The following is a 21060-nucleotide window of genomic DNA, read 5'->3' as shown; positions in this document are numbered from 1 at the left end:
GCAATGGCCCTCGCGGATCTTGATTGACCAACTCTTTACCTCCGCTGCCGTTGGCATATACGACATATCATCGGCAAACCTCCCAACCCGATATGACAGCAGTTCAGGTGCCTTGCCGAGTTGTCCTACCGCTGTGCGACGCTCCTGCCGGACGACCAGCTGACCTGCCACCGTCCGCATCCGAACATGACGAAAGGGCGGGGACTCCTGTGCCACCTTCTATGGCGACGAGACGTGCGCTCGCCGCGACACTGGGCGCGACGCTCACAGCTCTGTCACTGACCACACTCGTGGTGCCCGCACAGGCGGACACCACGCGCTCCACCACGAAGGCTTCGCCTGCCGCGCCCCTGACTGCCGAGCAGGCTGCCGTGAAGGCGCGTACGTCCCGGGCGGCCGTCGTGGTGGATGCCGCGACGACCGCCACTGACCAGCTGACGGCCAACCCGAACGGCAGTTTCACCCTTACCCAGGCCGTCATGCCGGTGCGCAAGTACCAGGACGGTTCTTGGAAGCCGCTCGACGCCACCCTGGTCAAGCACGCCGACGGCTCGATCGGCCCCGTGCTGTCCACCAGTGGCCTCACCGTCTCGGCGGGCGGCGACGGGCCGTTGGCCGTGATGAAGAACGGCGGCCGCTCGCTTTCGATATCGCTCCCCGCAGCACTGACCAACAAGCTGCCCAGCCCCGTCCTCGACGGCGCCACCGCCACGTACCACCTGCTGACCGGCATCGACCTCACGATCACCGCCGACGCACAGGGCGGCTTCTCCGAGGTCCTGGTCGTCAAGGACGCCACCGCGGCGGCCAACCCGGCCCTGAAGTCCCTCGCGTTCACCACGAAGACCACGGGCGTCGACCTCGCCACGGACGTGGCCGGCAACATCACCGCCAAGGACAAGTCCGGCAAGGTGGCGTTCTCCGCCCCCGCGCCTGTCCGCGGCGTCTGGGACTCCGCCATCGACACCGCGGCCCCGACCGTCACCGATCCCACCAACGGTGCGACGCTCGACGCCCACAGCGGCAGCCCCGCCCGCTCCAGCGCGGCGGCGCCGGGCGCCACCGCGCACACCGCGCCGCTGAAGGCCGCCTACAGCGAGGGCGCCATCACCCTCACCCCCGACGCGAGCCTGCTTTCCGGCACGAACACCGTCTGGCCGCTCTACATCGACCCGACATACTCTGCGGGCGGCTCCGTCCTTGGCTGGACCTACGTCAGCTCGTACTACTCCGGCACCAGTTACTGGAATACCACCGACCCCGAGGGTCTGCGCGTGGGTTACAACGACTGGGCCTCCCCGTACTACGTGGGCCGCGCCTTCGCCCGCATGTCGGTACCCAGCAGCATCTACGGCGCACAGATCAGCTCGTCCCGGTTCTACGCCACCGAGAGCTGGTCGCCCACGTGCAACCAGCCACGCGACGTCGAACTGTGGGGGACCGGCGCGATCTCCTCATCCACCACGTGGAACAACCAGCCGTCCTGGAACAGCAAGTCCGACACCCGGTACGTCGCCTTCGGCAACACCTGCAGCCCCCAATCGGTGGGGTTCGACACCACGAGCCTGATGCAGAGCGCCGCCAGCGGTTCCTGGCCTGACCTGACGCTGGGCCTGCGCGCGTCCAACGAGTCGGACGACTACGGGTGGAAGAAGTTCCAGCCGTCCACGATGTACATGTCCACCACGTACAACCACGCACCCAGCACGCCGTCCTCGCTGAGCACCTCGCCGGCCACGGCATGCGCGGCGGCCACCCCGACCGTCATCGGAAACGGCGACCTGACACTGCGGGCGGTCGTCTCCGACCCCGACGGCGGCAGCCTCGGTGTCGCGTTCAGCCTCGTGAAGACCGCCACCGGCGCGGTCGTCGCTTCCTCCAGCACCGGCGATCTGTCGGCCAACTCGGGGACCACGGCTAGCCTGCTCGTCGCACGGGACAAGCTCATCACAGAAGCCGGCGGCACGCCGACGACGTTCTCCTGGAACGTCTACACGAGCGACGGTTCCGTCAACAGTGGGACCAGCACCACCTGCAAGTTCACCTTCGACCCGACCGCACCGGGCAAGCCGAGCGCTGACGTGGGCTCTGGCCCCTTCACGGTCGGCACGCCGACCCAGGTGAGCATTAAAGCCAACCCGACCGGCACCACCCCGGCCAGCTACGTCTATCAGGTCAACGGCGCCGCTCCCACCACCGTGACCGCGGTCAACGGTGCCGCCACCGTCAGCATCAAACCGACCCGGGCGCACACCGTACTGACCGTCACCGCCCTGTCTGCAGGCGGAAACCCCAGCGGTGACAGCGACGTGGAGGAGATCGACGCGGCGCCCCCGGCTGACGCTCCGGAGAACGACCTCACCGGCGATGGCCGGGCAGACCTCACGACCGTCGGCAAGCAGGCCGCGCTGCCGTCCGGGCTCTGGCTAGCGAGCGGCACCACCACCCGCTCCCTCAACGCCGCCGCCGACGACATCGGCGCCCAAGGCATCACCGGGACCAACGGCTCTGCCGCCGACTGGAACGGCACCCAGGCGATCGTCGGCCACTTCCGGTCCGGATCCGGCTTCAACGACGTCCTCGAGTACAACCCCGCCACCGGCGCCGGCCAGGTCTTCTACGGCAACGGCGACGGCTCCGCGCTGTCCCCGCTGGTTGGCAAGGGCACCCCGTCGGTCGCATTCACCTTGCCTAACACCACCACCAAGGCCACCCGTGTCGCCAACGCCGGCCAGCTGTACATCACCGCGGCCGGCGGGGCGCCAAACCCCTTCCCGTCCCTGCTCACCATCCTCAACGGGTCGCTCTACCTCCAGGCCAGCTCACAACAGCCGGGCGGCTTTTTCCCACCCGACCAGGACATCAGCGACACCAACCCCACCGGCACGGGCAACTGGACCGGCTGGACCATCGTGACCGCACTGGTCAACAACCTCCCGGCGATGTTCGCCCGCTCCGACAACGGCGGCCAGCTGTACTACTACAGCCCCACCGACCTGGTCGCCCTGGCCGGCTATAACGCCGTCACCCCCGTCCCGTTCCCGGGCAGCGGCTGGTCCGCCGCCACCAAGCCGGTCATCCAGGCCGCCGATATCGACCGCGACGGCACTGTGGACCTGTGGGCACTCGACACGAACGGCTCGGCCACGGCCTACCTGTTCAACGGCACCACCCTCACTGGGCAGACCGGTCAGACCCTGGTCACCTCCGCCCACACCTGGGCCCTCGCCGATGGCACCGACGGCCAGGCCACCACCGCCGCCGACAGCACGGGCTCAGGCTCCCTGAACCTGACGGGTCAGACCGGCGCCACCTGGAGCATGAAGGACCTATTCAAGCCAGACGTCCACCTCGACGGCACCGCCACGGGTGTCATGAGCACCAGCACGAGCGCGCTGAACGTCGCGGCCGACTTCACCGTCTCAGTCTGGGCCAAGCCGGACGCCTCCGGCGGCGTGCTCCTGTCCCAGGACGGCAACAGCACCAGCGGCTTCATGCTCTACCCCGACAGTGCCACCAACCAGTGGTACTTCTGCCTGGCCAAGGCCGACAGCGGCTGGTCCTACGACTGCACGCATGCTGGCGTCGGCGGCGGGCTCGTCCAACCCGGGGTGTGGACGCACCTGACCGCGACCTACAACCACACCACCAGCGTGATGGCGCTGTACATCAACGGCATCGTCGTCGGATCCGCACCCCACAGCCTGGTCAACGGATTCACCAAGGGCTTCCGGGTCGGCGACTACCTCAACGCCGCCACCCACCAGTCCTTCTACACGGGCGCCGTCTCCAACGTGCAGGTCTGGGCCAATGCCCTGACTCCCACCCAGGCCGCGCTGCTGTCCGGCACCCCCGGATACGTGCTCTTCCCGAGTGACGACACGAACTACCCGAGCGGCAGCACCTGGACCGCCGGTCGGGCCAACATGTCGTTCAACGGCGGCTTGCTCACCATCAGCAACCCCGGGTACGGCACCTGGACGCTCGGCAGCACAGGCCACACCGGCGCGGTGATGTCCCTGCAGCTCGACGGCAATTTCGCTGCCTACCCGCAGGCGGCACACACCACCGGTACCTCGCTCTGGGCCAGCGGCACCTCACAGGCCGGCGATGCCATGTTCCTCCAGCCCGACGGCAACCTGGTCATCTACCGGCCCGACGGTACGGCCATCTGGTCTTCCGGCACCTACAGCCGGGGCCTGCACAACAACGCCGCGGTCGACGAGTCCGGCGGGACGGGCAAGCTCCGCTTCGCCGACTTCAACGGCGACGGCAAGGCCGACGCCATCACCATCGCCGACAGCGGCGCCATCAGTGTGTCGCTCAGCAACGGCGGCGACGGACACGGCGGTTGGACCAGCCTCGGGCAGGTCGCCACCGGCGTCACCAGCGACAAGACCCGGATCCGGTTCGCCGACTTCAACGGCGACGGCAAGGCCGACTACATCACCATCGGCAGCACAGGCGCCGTGAACGTCTTCGTGAACAACGGCGGCGACGGGCACGGCGGCTGGATCGGCCTCGGTCAGGTCGCCACCGGCGTGATCAGCAACCCCGACCAGGTCCGCTTCGCCGACTTCGACGGCGACGGCAAGACGGACTACATCGTCACCCAGACGAGCGGCGCGGTCGGCGTCTTCCGCAACACCAACGGCGCCGGCGGGTGGACCGACCTCGGCCAGGTCGCCACAGGGGTCACCAGCGACCGCACCCGGATCCGTTGGACCGACCTCGACGGCGACGGCAAGGCGGACTACACCATCATTAACACGGACGGGAGCGTCACCTCATACATCAACCACGTCGTCGGCGGCGGCGGCTGGGTCCTGCGCCCCAAGGTGTCGTCGGGGCACACGACCAACCAGAGCTTGGTCGACTTCACCGACATCGACGGTGACGGCCGTGGCGACTACCTGGTGATCAACGGCGCCACCAACGCCTACACCGCGAACGGCGGCGACGACTTCGCCACCCCGGGCTGGATCGACTACGGCCAGATCCTGGGCGCGGTCTGATCAACCCACATCCGCCCTCGGTTCACGGTCTGTTGTGCCGCGAACCGGGGGCGGACCTGTGTCCGCCCTTGTCAGCCGCAGCACTGGGCTCAGCCGACTGCGACGAGACGCTCCGCGTCCACGGGTTCGGCGGCGGTGCGGCAGTCGTGGCAGAGGGATGGTTCGGGGGCTCGGAAGGCGCGTTCGCAGCCGTCGCAGGTCTGGAGGGGGACCACCACCACGGGGTCGGGGGCGGTGGGTGGGAGGAGGGCGGCCAGGCGGTAGGCGAGGAGGCGGGCCGGGCGGCGTTCGATGTGGGTGGGGAGGCCGGTGGTGAGGGTGGTGGCGAGCTGGTGGGGTTCGATGCCTCGGGCGAGCCATTCGGTGACGGCCGGGGCGAGTTGGGCGATCTCATGTTCCGAGAGGAGGAGGCGCGGGTCTCGGCTGCGCAGGGAGCTCAGGACGGCGACGGCCTGCGGGTCGGCGGGCGCGGTCGGGGGCTCGACGGGGCGCCGAGGTTCAGGTGCGGGCTTCGGGGGCGGGGCGGCGGCGGTGCGCGGCACGTCGTACGCGAAGGTGCGGGTGCGGATGCGGCCGCCCGTGGTGCGCTCGCGGCGCCGCTCCAGGTAGCCGGCCGCTTCGAGTTCGTTGAGGGCACGCGCGATGAGGATCTCGCCCTCGCTGAAGTGCGCGCAGAGGGCGGCGATGCTCACGGGTGCGCCGTCCGGCAGCGAGAGGATGTACACCCCGACGCCCACCGTGACCGCGCTGCCCGGGAGTTGGGCCAGGCGGTTGGAGATCACGGTGAAGTTGGCGGTGAGGCGGGTGCGGACGTGGAGCACGCCGGACATGGGCGGGCTAGACTGCGAATCAGCCATCGGGAAGGTCTGACTTCCTAGGTGGTCAGGCCCTCGGCCGGGAGTGCAATCCCGCCGGGGGCCGTCTGCGTTTATGGGGGTTGTTTGCGGCGAGCGTACCCCCACCCGGCCCGCTGCCGCGCCCAAGTCACCCGTAGGAGTGACGGGTTGGCGGGAGGGTGGGTGGGGAGAGTTCTCTTCCAGGGTTCTTTCTGGTGATCACGTGCCTCACCGCCCCCTCGCCCGCCACGACCCGGTGAGCCCGCTCAGCCAGTGGGCCCGCTCAGGAGGCACGAGCCCGCGTGCCCGTCGCCACGAGGGCGGCGACCGGGAGAGCCCCGTCGTACTGCGCCACGAGGCGGTCGTAGGCGGCGCGGATCCGGCGGACGGTCCGGTCGTCCTGACCCTCGATCAGGGAGGAGGTGAGGACCGTCCCGGCGAGGACGTCCCGCCACCACCGGTCGGGGTCCACCGCGTGCGTCCAGCCGACCCGGGAGACCTGAACGTCCACCAGGCCTGCGTCGCGCAGCAGCCCCGCGAAGGCCTCCGGCGCGGCATACGCGGCGAACGGCGAGGTGCCGGGAAGGTCGGCCGGCGGGGTCGCTCCGGCGGCAGCCGCGGCGTCGAAGAAGACGCCCTGGGCGCGGTTGCGGGCGAGGGTGTCCCAGCAGGAGAGGACGACCCGGCCGCCCGGCCGGACGACCCGCTGCAGGTCCCGGGCGGCCGCCTGCGGGTCGGGCACGTGGTTGATCACGAAGGCGCCCACCGCGGCGTCGAACTCGCCCTCGGCGAAGGGGAGTCCGGGCAGCGCGGCGCACAGCACCTTGGCGCCGGGCAGCGCTTCGGCGGCCACCGCCACCATCTGCTCCACCGCATCGGTGGCGACCACCTCGGCCCCGCGGGCCAGAGCGAGCGCAGCCAACCTGCCACTGCCGCAGCCGACTTCCAGCATCCGGGTACCGGCGGCCACCCCGGCGGCGTCGAGAAGCGTCTCGTGCAGGCCGGCCGTCATCGCCCCGAACCCGTCGTCATAGGTACCGCTGCGCCGCGCCCAGCCACTGCGCTCGAACTCCGCGAAATCGGTCATGTCTCCTGCGCCTTCCGACGTGAGGGATCGTCTTCCGGCCGCGCCACCGCCACTATTGCACGTCGAACTCGTTGCCCTCCGGGTCGGCCATGTTCGTGAACTCGGCGCCCTGGGCCTTGACCTCCCGGAGGACGGTGGCGCCCAGGGACTGCAGCCGGGCGACCTCGGCGGCCCGGCGCTCGGGGCCCGCGTGCACGTCGATGTGCAGGCGGTTCTTGACCTGCTTGCCCTCGGGGACGGCCTGGAAGAGGATCCGGCGGCCCAGGCCCGTACCGGTGGCGGGGTCGACCTCGTCGTCCGGGTGGCGGACGGCGACCAGTTCACGGAAGGCCGGGCGTCCGCCGACCTCGACGAGGTCGTCCGGGGTGACCGCGCCGACGCCGAGCAGCCGCTCGATCAGCACGCTGTTGTCCTCGACGACGTACCCAAGGGCCTCGGCCCAGAAGGCGGCCTGCCGGTGCGGGTCGCCGCTGTCGATCACGAGCTTCCAGTTGAGTGCCATACGGCCAGTCTGTACCCCGGGTACGACAGAAGGGGCGGAGTGCCCAAGGACACTCCACCCCTTCTACGGGGTCACTCCGAGGTCACTCCGAGGCCGTGTTCTCCGGGAAGTGACAGGCCACCTGGTGCCCGGTCTTCGCAGCCACCAGCGGCGGCTCCTCCGAGGCGCAGATGTCCTGGGCCTTCCAGCACCGCGTACGGAAGCGGCAGCCGCTCGGCGGGTTGATCGGCGACGGTACGTCACCGGTCAGCAGGATCCGCTCGCGCTGTTCCTTGCGCTTGGGGTCCGGCACCGGCACGGCCGACATCAGCGCGGTGGTGTACGGGTGCATCGGGGACTTGTACAGCGAGTCCCGGTCCGCGATCTCGACGATCTTGCCGAGGTACATCACCGCGACCCGGTCCGAGACGTGCCGGACCACCGAGAGGTCGTGCGCGATGATCAGGTACGTCAGCCCGAGCTCGCTCTGCAGGTCGTCCAGCAGGTTGACCACCTGCGCCTGGATCGACACGTCCAGCGCCGAGACCGGCTCGTCCGCGACGATCATCTTCGGCTTGAGCGCCAGCGCGCGGGCGATGCCGATGCGCTGCCGCTGGCCGCCGGAGAACTCGTGCGGGTAGCGGTTGTAGTGCTCGGGGCTGAGACCGCAGAGCTCCAGCAGGTCCTGGACGGCGCGCTTGGTGCCGTGCTCGGTCTGGACCTTCTGCAGGCGGAACGGCGCACCGACGATGGTCCCGACGGTCTGCCGCGGGTTCAGCGAGGAGTACGGGTCCTGGAAGATCATCTGGATGTCGCGGCGCAGCGGACGCATCGCCCCGACACCCAGGTGGGTGATGTCCTTGCCCTCGAACTCGATGGTCCCGCTGGTCGGTTCGGCCAGCCGGGTGACCAGCCGGCCCATGGTGGACTTGCCGCAACCGGACTCGCCCACCACACCGAGGGTCTCCCCCGCGTTCACGGTGAAGTCGATCCCGTCCACGGCGCGGACCGCACCGACCTGCCGGCGCAGCAGGCCCTTGGTGATCGGGAAGTGCTTCGTGAGGCCCGACACCCGGAGCAGCGGCTCACGCTCGGAGGCCGGCACGGGCGAAGCCCCAGGGATTACTTTGGGCGTCGCCGTCTGACTGTCCGTCATGGGGGTATCTCCTGAGGGGTGGTGCGGGCTCACAGCCGGGGCGCGATCTCGTCGGTGAAGATCCGGTGCCGGTCGGCGATCGGCAGGTGGCAGGCGGCGAAGTGCTTGTCCGCGGCCTCGGCCAGCGTCGGCACCTCGGTCGTGGACCGGCCACCGGTCAGCTCCGCGTACGGGCAGCGCGGGTGGAACGCGCAACCGGACGGCACGTTGATCAGGCTGGGCGGGGTGCCCTTGACCGGGATCAGCCGGTCCTGGAGCTCCCGGTCGAGCCGCGGCATCGAACCGAGCAGACCCCAGGTGTAGGGGTGCTCGGGGGACTCGAACAGGGTCGAGGCCGGGCCGCGCTCGATGCACTTGCCGCCGTACATCACCAGGATGTCGTCGGCGAGTTCGGCGACGACGCCCAGGTCGTGGGTGATGATGATGACGGCCGAGCCGAACTCCTTCTGCAGGTCCCGGATGAGGTCCAGGATCTGCGCCTGGACGGTGACGTCCAGGGCGGTGGTCGGCTCGTCGGCGATCAGCAGGGACGGGTCGTTGACCAGTGCCATGGCGATCATCGCGCGCTGGCGCATACCGCCGGAGAACTCGTGCGGGTACGCGTCCACCCGCTTGTCCGGCTGCGGGATGCCCACGCGGTCGAGCATCTCGATGGCGCGGACGCGGGCCTGCTTCTTGCTGGTGCCCGGGTGGTGCGCCCGGTAGCCCTCGATGATCTGAGCGCCGACCGTGTAGTACGGGTGCATGGCGGTCAGCGGGTCCTGGAAGATCATGGCCATCTTCTGGCCGCGCAGCTGCCGGACCCGGTCCGGGGAGGCGCCGATCAGCTCCTCGCCGTCCAGCCAGACCTCGCCGCTGATCCGGGGGGCACCGCGCTTGGTGCCCATCCGGTGCAGACCCATGATGGAGAGCGAGGTCACGGACTTGCCGGAGCCGGACTCACCCACGATGCCGAGGGTCTTGCCCTTCTCCAGCGAGAAGTTGAGCCCGTCGACGGACTTGACCAGGCCGTCGTCGGTGGGGAAGTGCACCCGCAGGTCGCGGACGGTGAGGAAGCCCTCGGGGGCCTGGGGGGCCTCGGCGCGCACCTCGGCGGCCGTGGCGGTGTTCTCGGTCTTGCTCATGACAGCCTCACCCGAGGATCGACAACGGCGTACAACACGTCAACCAGCAGGTTTGCCAGGATGATGAAGAAGCCGGCGAAGAGGGTCACACCCATGATCACCGGGAGGTCGCTGGAGGCGATCGAGGAGACCGCCTCGTAGCCCAGACCACGGAAGTTGAAGGTGGTCTCGGTGAGTACCGCACCACCGATCAGGCCGCCGAGGTCCATGCCGAACACGGTGAGGATCGGGGTGAGGGTGGAGCGCATGGCGTGCTTGCCGATGACGGTCCGCTCGCCCAGGCCCTTGGCCCGCGCGGTGCGGATGTAGTCCTCGCCGAGCACCTCCAGCAGCGTGGCCCGGGTGAGCCGGGCGTACGTCGCGGCGTAGAGGAAGGCCAGGGTGATCCAGGGCAGGAGCAGGTTCTGGAACCACGCGACCGGGTCCTTGCCGAGGTCGACGTAGTCGTGCGGGAACCAGCCGAGCTGGTAGACGAAGATCGCGCTGGCCAGCATGCCGGTGAAGTAGATCGGCAGCGAGACACCGGCCAGGGCGGTGGTCATGGTGAAGCGGTCCAGCAGGGTGCGGCGCTTGAGCGCGGACACCACACCGGTCGCCGTACCGAAGACCAGCCAGAGCACGGAGGCACCGGCGGCGAGCGAGGCGGTGACGCCCAGTCGGTCGAGAAGGACCGGCCAGACCTCCTGCTCGGTCTTGAACGAGTAACCGAAGCACGGCGCCGCACAGTGGGTGATGTCGGTGCCGGTGCTGTAGTCGCGTCCGACGAACAGGCCCTTCAGGAACAGGTAGAACTGCTCGATGATCGGCTTGTCGAGGCCCATCTTGTGCCGGACACCCTCGACCGCGACCTTGTCGGCGATCTTGCCGACGTAGTAGAGCGCCGGGTCGGTACCGGTGAGCTTCGGCACCATGAAGAAGATGCCGAAGGTGACCGCGGAGACCACCAGCAGCATGGCGACGACATTGACGAGCCGTCGAATGAAATACACGAGCATTGCGGTCGACCCCGCCGGGCGCCGGCCGGAACCCCTGTAGGAGTTCCGGCCGGCCCCGGCAGAGCCTTCACCTGCCCTTCGGACTAGCTGTGCGAACTTCGGGAGCGGAGCGGGTCAGGTCACTTGCCGTCGGAGACGCCCAGGGCCTGGAAGTCCACCTCGCCGAAGGCGTCGTTGACGAAGACGTTGGTCAGGCGCGGGTTGCGGTAGTTCAGCGCCTTGTCGGCCACGATCGGCAGCCAGACGGCGGAGTCGACGACCGTGTGGTTGATCTGCTTGTAGATCTCGGCGGCCTTCGCCGGGTCCTTCTCCGCCGCGGCCTTGTCGAACAGCGCGTTGATCGCCGGGTCGTTGGTCTCCGGGTAGTTGCTGTTGCCGGTCTTGGTGATGAAGCGGCCGTCCATCAGCGGCTGCATGTAGCCGGCGCCGTTCGGGTAGTCAGCACCCCAGCCGGCCACGATCAGGCCGTAGCCCTTGCTGTGGACGGTGTCGGGCGAACCCGCGACGGAGGCGAGCAGCTTGCCGTCGTACTGGTCGACGTTCACCGTGACGTTGATGGCCTTGAGGGCGGTCTGCAGCGCGACGGCCGAGTTGACCTCCTTGGCCTTGTTGCCACGGACGGCGATGGTGGTGGTGAAGCCGTCAGGCTTGCCGCACTCCTTGAGCTCCGCCTTCGCCTTGTCCAGGTTCGGCTTGCCCTTGGTCAGCTCGAACGGGTCGTAGTCGTCGGAGCCGAGGATGTTCGGGGGCAGCATCGAGCCGAAGGTCGAACCGGCCACCGAGCCACCGCGAGCGGTCTGCAGGGCGGTGGTGTCGGCCGCGTACATCACGGCCTTGCGGCAGTGGATGTTGTCGAAGGGGGCGACCTTCGGGACGATCGAGATGAAGCGGATGAAGCCGTTGTACGGGTCGTCCGTGTTGGCCTTCAGCGCCGGGTCGGTCAGGACCTTGGCCTGGGCGGCCTGGGAGAGACCGGTCTGGGCCCAGTCGAGGTCCGCGGTGCCGTCGAGCTGACGGGCGTCCATGTCGTCGGCGTTGGTGGTGATCGTCAGCTTGACGACGTCCGGCAGCGCCTTGCGGAACGGGTCGGAGGCCGGGTCCCAGTTCTCGTTGCGGACCAGCTCGTAGTTCTTGCCGGGCTCAACGGTCTTGAACTTGTACGGGCCGGAGGAGACCGGCTTGTCACCGTACTTGGCACCGGTGTCCAGCTTCTGCGGGACCGGCGAGGCCGAGCCCATCGCGAGCAGGAACGGGAAGGAGGAGTCCGGCGCGGCCAGGTGGAAGACGATCGTGGTGTCGTCCGGGGTCTCCACCGTCTTCAGACCCAGCTTGTTCGGGTCGCTGTCGGTGTAGGGGCCCTTGTAGTTCTGGCCCTGGTCCAGGGAGTTGATCAGGTAGGTCGGGCCACCCGCGACGACGTCCTGCGCGAAGATGCGCTCGATGCCGTACTTGATGTCCTTGGTGGTGATCGGCGAGCCGTCCTCGAACTTCAGACCCTTCTTCAGCTTGAAGGTGTAGGTCTTGCCGTCGGCGGCGATCTCCGGCTGCGCGGCGGCGAGGTCCGGAACGAGCTTCAGGCCCTCCTTGCCCGGCTTGCCGTCGAAGGCGAGCAGGGTACGAGCGTAGAAGCGCTCGTAGTTCCACACCGAGGCGTAGTAGGCACGGCCCGGGTCCAGGGAGTCAACGTCCGTGCTGGACCACAGGTTGAGCGTGCCACCCTTCTTGTCGGAGGCGTTCAGCACCTTGTCGACTGCGGCATTGAAGCCGCCCTTCGAGCTGGCGCTGGCCTCGCTGCTCGTGCCGCCCCCCTTCGAGCCACCGCACGCGGCGGTGGTGAGGGCCAGCGTGGCCACCAGTGCGGCAGCGGCGAGCGTCCTGTTTCGCGTCATGGGTACGGATCCTCCTGAAGGTGTGCGGGCCTGAGCGGTCCGCCGGGGGGCTGTTAGTCCCCCGAGTGGGTGGGGCCGGATACGGGTGCCGGCCGGTGGGGGGTGCGGCTGTGCGGGCTCAGTTGCCCTTGGGGTCGAGCGCGTCGCGCAGGCCGTCGCCGAAGAGATTGAAGGCGAGCACCGTGATGAAGATCGCCAGACCGGGCACGATCATGTAGGTCGGGTCGACCTGGTAGATCTTCGTGGCATCGGAGAGCATCTGGCCCCAGGACGGCGTCGGCGGCTTCACACCGGCGCCGAGGAAGCTGAGGGCGGCCTCGCTCAGGATGTTGGTGGGGATGATCAGGGTCGCGTAGACCAGGATCGGCGCCACCAGGTTGGGGAGCAGCTCGCGCAGCAGGATGTGCACACTGCCGGCGCCGAGGCTGCGGGCCGCGTCGACGAACTCGCGTTCTCGCATCGACAGGGCCTGTCCGCGGACGATTCGCCCGATGTACGGCCAGCCGAAGAAGCCGATCACCAGGACCAGGATCGCCATTCGCACGCCGCTGCCGGTGAGACCGAGCAGCGAGTTCGGCATGACCGAGACCAGCGCGATGCTGAACAGCAGCTGCGGGAAGGCCAGCAGGACGTCCATGACCCTGCTGATCACCGAGTCGACCCAGCCGCCGAAGTAGCCGGCCGCGATACCCATCAGCACGCCGATGACCACCGAGACACCGGCGGCCAGGAAGGCCACGGTGAGGGAGATCCGGGCGCCGTACAGGATGCGGCTGAAGACGTCGCGGCCGAAGGTCGGGTCCACCCCGAACAGGAAGTCACCGCTGATGCCGCCGTAGGCGCCCTTCGGGAGCCCGAGGTCCGGGTTGATCTGGTCCGGGTGCGGCTCGTCGACCGGGTGGCCGAACAGGGAGGTCAGCACCGGGGCGAAGATCGCCGCGAGAATCAGCAGGATCACCACGATGCCGCCCGCGAGGGCGACCTTGTCCCGCTTGAGGCGGTCCCAGGCGATCCGGCCGGGCGACCGGCCCTGGATCTTCTTCGACGGGGCCTCTACGGGCGCCGCGTCAGGCTGGGCCTCTGCGGCGGAGCCGGTGGTCTCGGTGGGTGTGGTCATGAGTCAGTTCGTTCCCCTCGCCGACGGTGGCCGGCCCACGGTCCTGGCCGTACACGGTGCACCGGGCCCGGTAGGGCTCGGGCCGAGGACGGTCCGGTTATCGCGATTGGTGCGGTGTGGTGCAGGTGCGTCGGTGCGGTGGTGCCGTTCGCCGGTGCGGCGTTGCAGAAATCGTTGTTGGGGGGGTTGCGCACCGGGCCGACGTGCAGTGTGGGGGCACGTGGTCGGTGCACGGGAAGTGCGTAATGCCAGGGAAATGCGGGGCGGAGCAGGTGCACCGAGGTGCTGCCGCGCAGTGTGCGCATGCGCGGGATCCACAGGTCAGGACGCGCGTTGCCTTCGTGGGGCGGTCCCGCGCACTGCACTGCGCAGACTCTCCGTCATTCGGACAGGCTTACGCCAGACCTGCCAACCGAAGGATGCCCAACTGTGATCTGTCTGCATGCACAGGCGATCTTCCCGCATAACGCTCTTCACACAGCTGTTACACAGCTGTCAAGACGTGTGCCTACGGAACCTCAGATCGGCGCAAAAGCATGACCGATCGACCCATGGTGGGTGGACGAAGGAGCGGTGTCCGGGACGAGCGTCAGCGGCCCTGGTAGCCGGGCCAGGGCTGCTGGGGCCAGCCCGGGGCGGGCGGACCCTGGGGCGGGCCCTGAGGGGCGCCGCCGTAGCCGTAGCCGGGGTACGGCGCGGGGGGAGGCGGGGCCAGCTGCGCGTCGCGGTCGAAGAACGGCCGGGCGTGCGCCCGCATCCACATGGCGACCGGGTCGTACTCGTCGGCCAGCACGACGGTGGAGACCGCCAGGCCCTCGGGGGCGTGCGCGACCGCCCGCTGCACCAGGGCCCTCGCCGCCTCGACGGCGGGCGGGGAGGTGTCGTACAGCTCCAGGCCGATCGCCAGGTACGGCTCGCCGAGTGCCGGGCGCACCCAGGCCCGGCGCAGCGCTCGGACGGGGCGGACCTCGGCGGCCTGCTGCTCCAGCAGGCCGTAGAACTGCGGTGCCTGGACCTGGGGTTCACCCAGCTGGAGCGGGCCGGCCGGCAGCCGGTCGAGCCCGGCCGCGACCCGGCGCAGGTCGGCCCAGGGGATGCCGACGCCACCGCCGGGGACGTGCGGATTCAGCCAGAGGCCCCAGCGGGTGCGGTACAGCGCGTTCGCGATCTCCGGGCCGGAGATCACCTCGTGCGCGCGGGCCCAGCCGCTCGCGGCGAGCTGCTCGGGGGAGGTGACGGCGGGGGCGTAGCCGTGGCCGCTGATGTCCATGTTCCCGTACTGGGCGTCCGGGCTGCCGGGGGTGCCGTGCCAGAGCAGCATCCAGACCTGGCCCTCGGCCAGGGCGCGCAGCAGGTTCTCGTACGCCTCGTACCCCTCCGGCGCGACCTCGCCGAGGGCGCGCTCGATCGCGCCGCCGCCTGCCGCTCCGGAGCTCATGGGCCCTCTTCCGTCGTCTTCCGATGTCGCCGCACGGGTGTCGTTGCACGGTCTGTCGGGGAGCACCTTATTGGGCCGGGCCGACAGCCGTCATACCACCGTCCCCCTACCGGCCGGTCACCCCCGGGCGTAGAACGGCTGCACCCGGGTGAGCAGCCACTCCACGACCGGGTCCGCGACCAGGTCGAGCAGCACCAGATGGACGCCCCAGGGCAGCGGGGCGGTTCCCAGGGCGCGGCCGAGCGCCTCGTTGGCCTGGCCGGGATCGGTGGGCATGGCGGGGTCGAACTGGACGCCGACGAACAGCGCCGGGGCCTCCCCCTCCACACTCGCCAGCGCCCGGCGGGCCGTCAGGACGCCCGGCAGCGCGGCGAGTTCGGAGGCGGCTGCGGCAAGGAAGGCGTACGGCTCCTCGTGCGGCTCGAGCTCCCGCAGGGCGACCCGCGCGCCGTCCGGCTGCTGCTGCCAGCGCTCGCCCTGCGGACCGCGCCGCAGCTCGCCGACCCCCTCCGGCGGCACCGGGATGCCCACCGGGGCCTCCGGGTTGACGGCGATGCCGACGCCGAGCGGCAGCCCGCGGGCGAACTCCCAGACCGGGGCGATCGCGAAGGCCATCCCCGGGGCGTGCTGCAGGAACTGGTCCTGCGAGGAGAAGACCGGCACGTACGGGGTGCCCGCGAGCTCGATGGTGGGCAGGTCGAGCGCCTGGCCCTGCGGGTCGGCACCAGCCGGCAGCGGGATCCAGACCTGACTGCGTGCCAGCACCTCGATCACCCTGGGCGTCGCACCCGGGTCCCCGAGGGCGGCGGTGAGCACCTGCTCCAGCTCGTTGGCGGGCCAGCTGCCGCCGGGTGGAGCCGCGCCCGGCTCGGCCCATGCCTGTGTCTCGCCCGCCGGGTAGCCCATCGGCCTCTGTACCGCCCCTCGTCTGATCGCGCTGCGAAAAGCCTAGCGTCCGGCGCCAGGGCGCGGCCCCTCTCCCGCGGAGCGCTCGGGGCATGCCATGATGAGCGCGCCCAAACTTCATATCGGCCGTTCGAACCCGCGCGGGAGAGTCCGGAGTGCCCCTGGGGGTACAGCCGGCGCCGAAGGAGCAAGTCCTCCCCGGAATCTCTCAGGCACCCCTACCGCATGGGCGAGGCACATCTGGAAAGTGGACACGGCCGCGCCGTGCGCCCACCCACGGTGCAAGCCGCCATTCTTAGTGGCGGTGAAGCTCTCAGGTTGTGACGACAGACGGGGAGACTCCACCCCCGCATGCCCGTAAGCAGCCAAGGAGTCCCGCCACCATGTCCCCTCGCCTCACCGCACTCGACTCGCTGCACCGCGCCCTCGGCGCGACGATGACCGACTTCGCCGGCTGGGACATGCCGCTGCGCTACGGCAGCGAGCGCGAGGAGCACGTCGCGGTCCGCACCAAGGCCGGTCTGTTCGACCTGTCCCACATGGGCGAGATCACCGTGACCGGCCCGCAGGCCGGCGAGCTGCTCGACCACGCGCTGGTCGGCTTCATCTCGGCGCTGGGCGTGCTGCGCGCCCGCTACACCATGATCTGCCGCGAGGACGGCGGCATCCTGGACGACCTGATCGTCTACCGCACCGCCGAGAACGAGTACATGGTCGTCGCCAACGCCTCCAACGCCCAGGTGGTGCTGGACGCGCTGACCGAGCGTGCGGCCGGCTTCGACGCCGTCGTCCGCGACGACCGGGACGCGTACGCGCTGCTCGCCGTCCAGGGCCCCGAGGCCAACGGCATCCTCGCTTCCGTCACCGACGCCGACCTGCCCGGCCTCAAGTACTACGCGCTGCTGCCCGCCACCGTGGCCGGCAAGGACGTCTGGCTCGCCCGGACGGGCTACACCGGCGAGGACGGCTTCGAGATCTTCTGCGCCCCGGCCGACGCCGAGCACCTGTGGCAGGCGCTGACCGAGGCCGGCTCCGCCCAGGGCCTGGTCCCCTGCGGCCTGTCCTGCCGGGACACCCTGCGCCTGGAGGCGGGCATGCCGCTGTACGGGCACGAGCTGAACACCGACCTCACCCCGTTCGACGCCGGTCTCGGCCGGGTCGTCCGCTTCGACAAGACCACCAACGGCGGCGCCTTCGTCGGCCGCAAGGCCCTTGAGGAGGCCGCCGCACAGGCCGAGACCAACCCGCCGCGCAAGCTGGTCGGCCTGGTCTCCGAGGGCAAGCGCGTCCCGCGAGCCGAGTACGCCGTCGTCAGCACGGACGGCACGCCGATCGGGCGGATCACCTCCGGCGCCCCCTCCCCCACCCTGGGCAAGCCGATCGCCATCGCGTACGTGGACGCGGCGTTCGCCGAGCCCGGTACGGCCGTGGCCGTCGACGTGCGCGGCAAGCACGAGCCGGTCGAGGTCGTCGCGCTGCCGTTCTACAAGCGCGCCCGCTGAGCTCGCTGAGCCGTAGTACCCCCCATGTCCGGTCCGCTCAGCGGACGGCTTCGCCCTACCCTCTTGCGATCCTGGAGAATGACGCCATGAGCAACCCCACGCACCTGCAGTACACCAAGGAGCACGAGTGGCTGACCGCCGCTGCCGACGGTGTGTCGACGGTCGGCATCACCGCTCACGCGGCCGACGCGCTCGGTGACATCGTGTACGTGCAGCTCCCCGAGGTCGGGGAGACCGTCACCGCAGGTGAGACCTGTGGCGAGCTCGAGTCCACCAAGTCGGTCAGCGACCTGTACTCGCCCGCCACCGGCGAGGTCGTCGAGGTCAACCAGGCCGTCATCGACGACCCGGCCCTCGTGAACGCCGAGCCCTTCGAGGGCGGCTGGCTGTTCAAGGTCCGGGCCGAGGCGACGGACAGCCTGCTCGACGCCGACGAGTACGCCGCCTTCATCGGCGCCTGACCCACCTGTGACGGGGGCGGCCGCAGCGCGGCGGCCGCCCTTCCCCCCGCTTGGCCCCACTGCCCGCTCCGCCCCAGGGAAGACCCACTCATGACGGTTCTGAACCAGTCCCTGCACGCGCTCGACCCGGAGATCGCCGCCGCGGTCGACGCCGAGCTGCACCGCCAGCAGACCACCCTCGAGATGATCGCCTCCGAGAACTTCGCCCCCGTGGCGGTCATGGAGGCCCAGGGCTCGGTCCTGACCAACAAGTACGCCGAGGGCTACCCCGGCAAGCGCTACTACGGCGGCTGCGAGTTCGTCGACGTGGCCGAGCAGATCGCCATCGACCGGGTGAAGGCGCTGTTCGGCGCCGAGCACGCCAACGTCCAGCCGCACTCCGGCGCGCAGGCCAACGCCGCCGCCATGTTCGCGCTGATCCAGCCGGGCGACACCATCCTGGGCCTGAGCCTGGCCCACGGCGGCCACCTGACCCACGGCATGAAGATCAACTTCTCCGGCAAGCTCTACAACGTCGCCGCCTACCACGTCGACGAGAAGACCAACCTGGTCGACATGGCCGAGGTCGAGCGCCTCGCCAAGGAGCACCAGCCCAAGCTGATCATCGCCGGCTGGTCCGCCTACCCCCGCCAGCTCGACTTCGCCGAGTTCCGCCGCATCGCGGACGAGGTCGGCGCCCTCCTCATGGTCGACATGGCCCACTTCGCCGGCCTGGTCGCCGCCGGCCTGCACCCCTCCCCCGTCCCCTACGCGGACGTGGTCACCACCACCACCCACAAGACCCTGGGCGGCCCGCGCGGCGGCGTCATCCTCTGCAAGGAGCAGTGGGCCAAGAAGATCAACTCCGCGGTCTTCCCCGGCCAGCAGGGCGGCCCGCTCGAGCACGTGATCGCCGCCAAGGCCGTCGCCTTCAAGGTCGCCGCCTCCGAGGAGTTCAAGGAGCGCCAGCAGCGCACCCTCGAGGGCGCCAAGATCCTCGCCGAGCGCCTGCTCCAGGCCGACCTCACCGAGGCCGGCGTCTCCGTCCTCTCCGGCGGCACCGACGTCCACCTCGTCCTGGTCGACCTGCGCAACAGCGAGCTCGACGGCCAGCAGGCCGAGGACCGCCTCCACGAGGTCGGCATCACCGTCAACCGCAACGCCATCCCGAACGACCCCCGCCCCCCGATGGTCACCTCCGGCCTGCGCATCGGCACCCCGGCCCTCGCCACCCGCGGCTTCCAGGCCGAGGACTTCCGCGAGGTCGCCGACATCATCGCCGAGGCCCTCCTCCCCGCCTTCGACGAGGCCAAGGCCGAGGCCCTCAAGACCCGCGTCACCGCCCTGGCCGTGAAGTACCCGCTGTACCCGGAGCTGTAAAAGTTCCAGCTCAGGTGACCGGCCTCACCCCGCCGGGCCATCTGGAATTCCGGGGCACCGCGCACACTGGACAGTGCGTGCGGTGCCCCGTTCCGTGCTCAGTCCTTCCCCACGAGACCAGACAAGGACGTCACCCCGTGGCCATCAGCGTCTTCGACCTCTTCTCCATCGGCATCGGCCCATCCAGCTCGCACACCGTCGGCCCGATGCGAGCGGCCCGGATGTTCGCCCGCCGGCTGAAGTCGGAGGGGCTGCTCGCCGAGGTCACGTCCGTCCGCGCGGAGCTCTTCGGCTCCCTCGGCGCCACCGGCCACGGCCACGGCACCCCGAAGGCCGTCCTGCTCGGTCTGGAGGGCAACTCGCCGCGCACCGTCGACGTCGACCAGGCCGACGCGGACGTCGACCGGATCAAGGCCGAGAAGCGGCTCAGCCTGCTCGGCACCCAGGTCATCGACTTCGACCCGGACACCCAGCTGATCCTGCACCGCCGCCGCTCGCTGCCGTACCACGCCAACGGCATGACCCTGTGGGCCTTCGACGCCGCCGGGGCGACCGTCCTGGAGAAGACGTACTACTCGGTCGGCGGCGGCTTCGTGGTCGACGAGGACGCGATCGGCGCGGACCGCGTCGTCCCGGACGACACCCTGCTGCGCTACCCCTTCCGTACCGGCGAGGAGCTGCTGCGCCTCACCCGGGAGACCGGGCTCTCCATCTCCGGCCTGATGCTGGAGAACGAGAAGGCCTGGCGCAGCGAGGCGGAGATCCGGGCCGGGCTGCTGGAGATCTGGCGGGTCATGCAGGAGTGCGTCGCGGCCGGGATGGCACGCGAGGGCATACTCCCGGGCGGCCTCAAGGTCCGCCGGCGGGCGGCCAGCGGGGCGCGGGCGCTGCGCGCCGAGGGCATCGGCCCGGCCAACGCGATGGAGTGGGTGACCCTCTACGCGATGGCGGTCAACGAGGAGAACGCCTCGGGCCGCCGGGTGGTCACCGCCCCGACCAACGGCGCGGCCGGCATCATCCCGGCCGTCCTGCACTACTTCCTGAACTTCATCCCCGGCGCCGACGACGACGGCATCGTCCGCTTCCTGCTGGCGGCCGGTGCGATCGGCATGCTGTTCAAGGAGAACGCCTCCATCTCCGGCGCCGAGGTCGGCTGCCAGGGCGAGGTCGGCTCGGCCTGCTCGATGGCGGCCGGCGGTCTGGCCGAGGTCCTCGGCGGCACCCCCGAGCAGGTCGAGAACGCCGCCGAGATCGGCATCGAGCACAACCTGGGCCTCACCTGCGACCCGGTCGGCGGCCTGGTCCAGATCCCCTGCATCGAACGCAACGGCATGGCCTCCGTGAAGGCCGTCACCGCCGCCCGGATGGCCCTGCGCGGCGACGGACGGCACCACGTCTCCCTCGACAAGGCGATCAAGACCATGAAGGAGACCGGCGCCGACATGAAGGTCAAGTACAAGGAGACCTCGCGCGGCGGCCTCGCCGTGAACGTCATCGAGTGCTGACCTGACCGCACACAGCCGAAGGGCGCCGACCTCTGGTCGGCGCCCTTCGTGCTTCCCCGGCCCGGTCAGAGTTCCGTCAGGGCAGCGTCAGGCACGCGTGTTCGGATGTGCCGGAGAGACCCAGGACATGACGGAGGCAGCGACACGATGGCCGAGCGAACCCCGACGATCGAGAAGTTGGAAGCACTT

General features: G+C 69.9%; 15 protein-coding genes and 1 riboswitch. Of the genes, 5 read left to right on the top strand and 10 right to left on the bottom strand.

From position 1 onward, the window contains the following. Positions 1 to 221: 221 nt before the first annotated feature. Positions 222 to 5015, top strand: coding sequence for an FG-GAP-like repeat-containing protein (locus FB465_RS23315; protein WP_145793480.1), 4794 nt, complete (start codon positions 222 to 224; stop codon positions 5013 to 5015). Between the two features lie 89 nt (positions 5016 to 5104). Here the strand turns inward: FB465_RS23315 and FB465_RS23310 are convergent, their stop codons facing one another. The 10 genes from FB465_RS23310 to FB465_RS23265 all read right to left on the bottom strand — a co-directional run bounded on the left by FB465_RS23310 (position 5105) and on the right by FB465_RS23265 (position 16044). Next, positions 5105 to 5872: a hypothetical protein gene (locus FB465_RS23310; RefSeq protein WP_145793479.1), complete on the bottom strand. Its 768-nt coding sequence runs from the start codon at positions 5870 to 5872 to the stop codon at positions 5105 to 5107. A 262-nt stretch (positions 5873 to 6134) separates the two neighbouring features. After that, positions 6135 to 6938, bottom strand: a complete 804-nt coding sequence (locus tag FB465_RS23305) for a class I SAM-dependent methyltransferase (RefSeq protein WP_145793477.1) — start codon at positions 6936 to 6938, stop codon at positions 6135 to 6137. A gap of 52 nt (positions 6939 to 6990) precedes the next feature. Continuing rightward, positions 6991 to 7440, bottom strand: a complete 450-nt coding sequence (locus tag FB465_RS23300) for a VOC family protein (RefSeq protein ID WP_145793475.1) — start codon at positions 7438 to 7440, stop codon at positions 6991 to 6993. Positions 7441 to 7522: 82 nt separating this feature from the next. Next, a complete protein-coding gene (locus FB465_RS23295) occupies positions 7523 to 8575 on the bottom strand; it encodes an ABC transporter ATP-binding protein (RefSeq protein WP_145793473.1) in 1053 nt (350 codons plus the stop codon). Between the two features lie 29 nt (positions 8576 to 8604). Further along, positions 8605 to 9699: an ABC transporter ATP-binding protein gene (locus tag FB465_RS23290; RefSeq protein WP_145793471.1), complete on the bottom strand. Its 1095-nt coding sequence runs from the start codon at positions 9697 to 9699 to the stop codon at positions 8605 to 8607. Further along, positions 9696 to 10694 carry an ABC transporter permease gene (locus FB465_RS23285; protein ID WP_145793469.1) on the bottom strand — a complete coding sequence of 333 codons (999 nt, stop codon included), beginning with the start codon at positions 10692 to 10694 and terminating at the stop codon, positions 9696 to 9698. The genes FB465_RS23290 and FB465_RS23285 overlap by 4 nt, the downstream gene beginning before the upstream one ends. A gap of 119 nt (positions 10695 to 10813) precedes the next feature. Next, positions 10814 to 12583: an ABC transporter substrate-binding protein gene (locus FB465_RS23280; RefSeq protein ID WP_145793468.1), complete on the bottom strand. Its 1770-nt coding sequence runs from the start codon at positions 12581 to 12583 to the stop codon at positions 10814 to 10816. Positions 12584 to 12701: 118 nt separating this feature from the next. Further along, complete coding sequence (locus tag FB465_RS23275; protein WP_145793466.1) at positions 12702 to 13700, bottom strand: ABC transporter permease; 999 nt, start codon at positions 13698 to 13700, stop codon at positions 12702 to 12704. Between the two features lie 589 nt (positions 13701 to 14289). After that, positions 14290 to 15138 carry an enhanced serine sensitivity protein SseB C-terminal domain-containing protein gene (locus tag FB465_RS23270; RefSeq protein ID WP_145793464.1) on the bottom strand — a complete coding sequence of 283 codons (849 nt, stop codon included), beginning with the start codon at positions 15136 to 15138 and terminating at the stop codon, positions 14290 to 14292. A 117-nt stretch (positions 15139 to 15255) separates the two neighbouring features. Beyond that, positions 15256 to 16044 (bottom strand): enhanced serine sensitivity protein SseB C-terminal domain-containing protein, encoded by a 789-nt coding sequence (locus FB465_RS23265; protein WP_145793463.1) that lies wholly within the window; start codon positions 16042 to 16044, stop codon positions 15256 to 15258. A gap of 131 nt (positions 16045 to 16175) precedes the next feature. Further along, a riboswitch (glycine riboswitch) is annotated at positions 16176 to 16278 on the top strand. Positions 16279 to 16427: 149 nt separating this feature from the next. Here FB465_RS23265 and gcvT point away from each other — a divergent pair. The 4 genes from gcvT (at position 16428) to FB465_RS23245 (ending at position 20871) form a co-directional block, all read left to right on the top strand. Then, positions 16428 to 17546, top strand: a complete 1119-nt coding sequence (gene gcvT, locus FB465_RS23260; protein ID WP_145793461.1) for a glycine cleavage system aminomethyltransferase GcvT — start codon at positions 16428 to 16430, stop codon at positions 17544 to 17546. An 86-nt stretch (positions 17547 to 17632) separates the two neighbouring features. Beyond that, the gene (gene gcvH / locus FB465_RS23255) at positions 17633 to 18007 is read left to right on the top strand and encodes a glycine cleavage system protein GcvH (RefSeq protein WP_145793459.1); all 375 of its coding nucleotides are present in this window, start codon (positions 17633 to 17635) and stop codon (positions 18005 to 18007) included. Between the two features lie 90 nt (positions 18008 to 18097). Continuing rightward, the gene (gene glyA, locus FB465_RS23250) at positions 18098 to 19366 is read left to right on the top strand and encodes a serine hydroxymethyltransferase (protein ID WP_145793457.1); all 1269 of its coding nucleotides are present in this window, start codon (positions 18098 to 18100) and stop codon (positions 19364 to 19366) included. A gap of 137 nt (positions 19367 to 19503) precedes the next feature. Beyond that, positions 19504 to 20871 carry an L-serine ammonia-lyase gene (locus FB465_RS23245; RefSeq protein WP_145793455.1) on the top strand — a complete coding sequence of 456 codons (1368 nt, stop codon included), beginning with the start codon at positions 19504 to 19506 and terminating at the stop codon, positions 20869 to 20871. Positions 20872 to 21060: the final 189 nt, after the last annotated feature.

Origin of the sequence: Kitasatospora atroaurantiaca (assembly GCF_007828955.1) — a bacterium.
In the GTDB taxonomy this organism is placed as follows: domain Bacteria; phylum Actinomycetota; class Actinomycetes; order Streptomycetales; family Streptomycetaceae; genus Kitasatospora; species Kitasatospora atroaurantiaca.
Note: the sequence above shows the minus strand (reverse complement) of the source record. Positions and strands in the feature narration are given on the sequence as shown.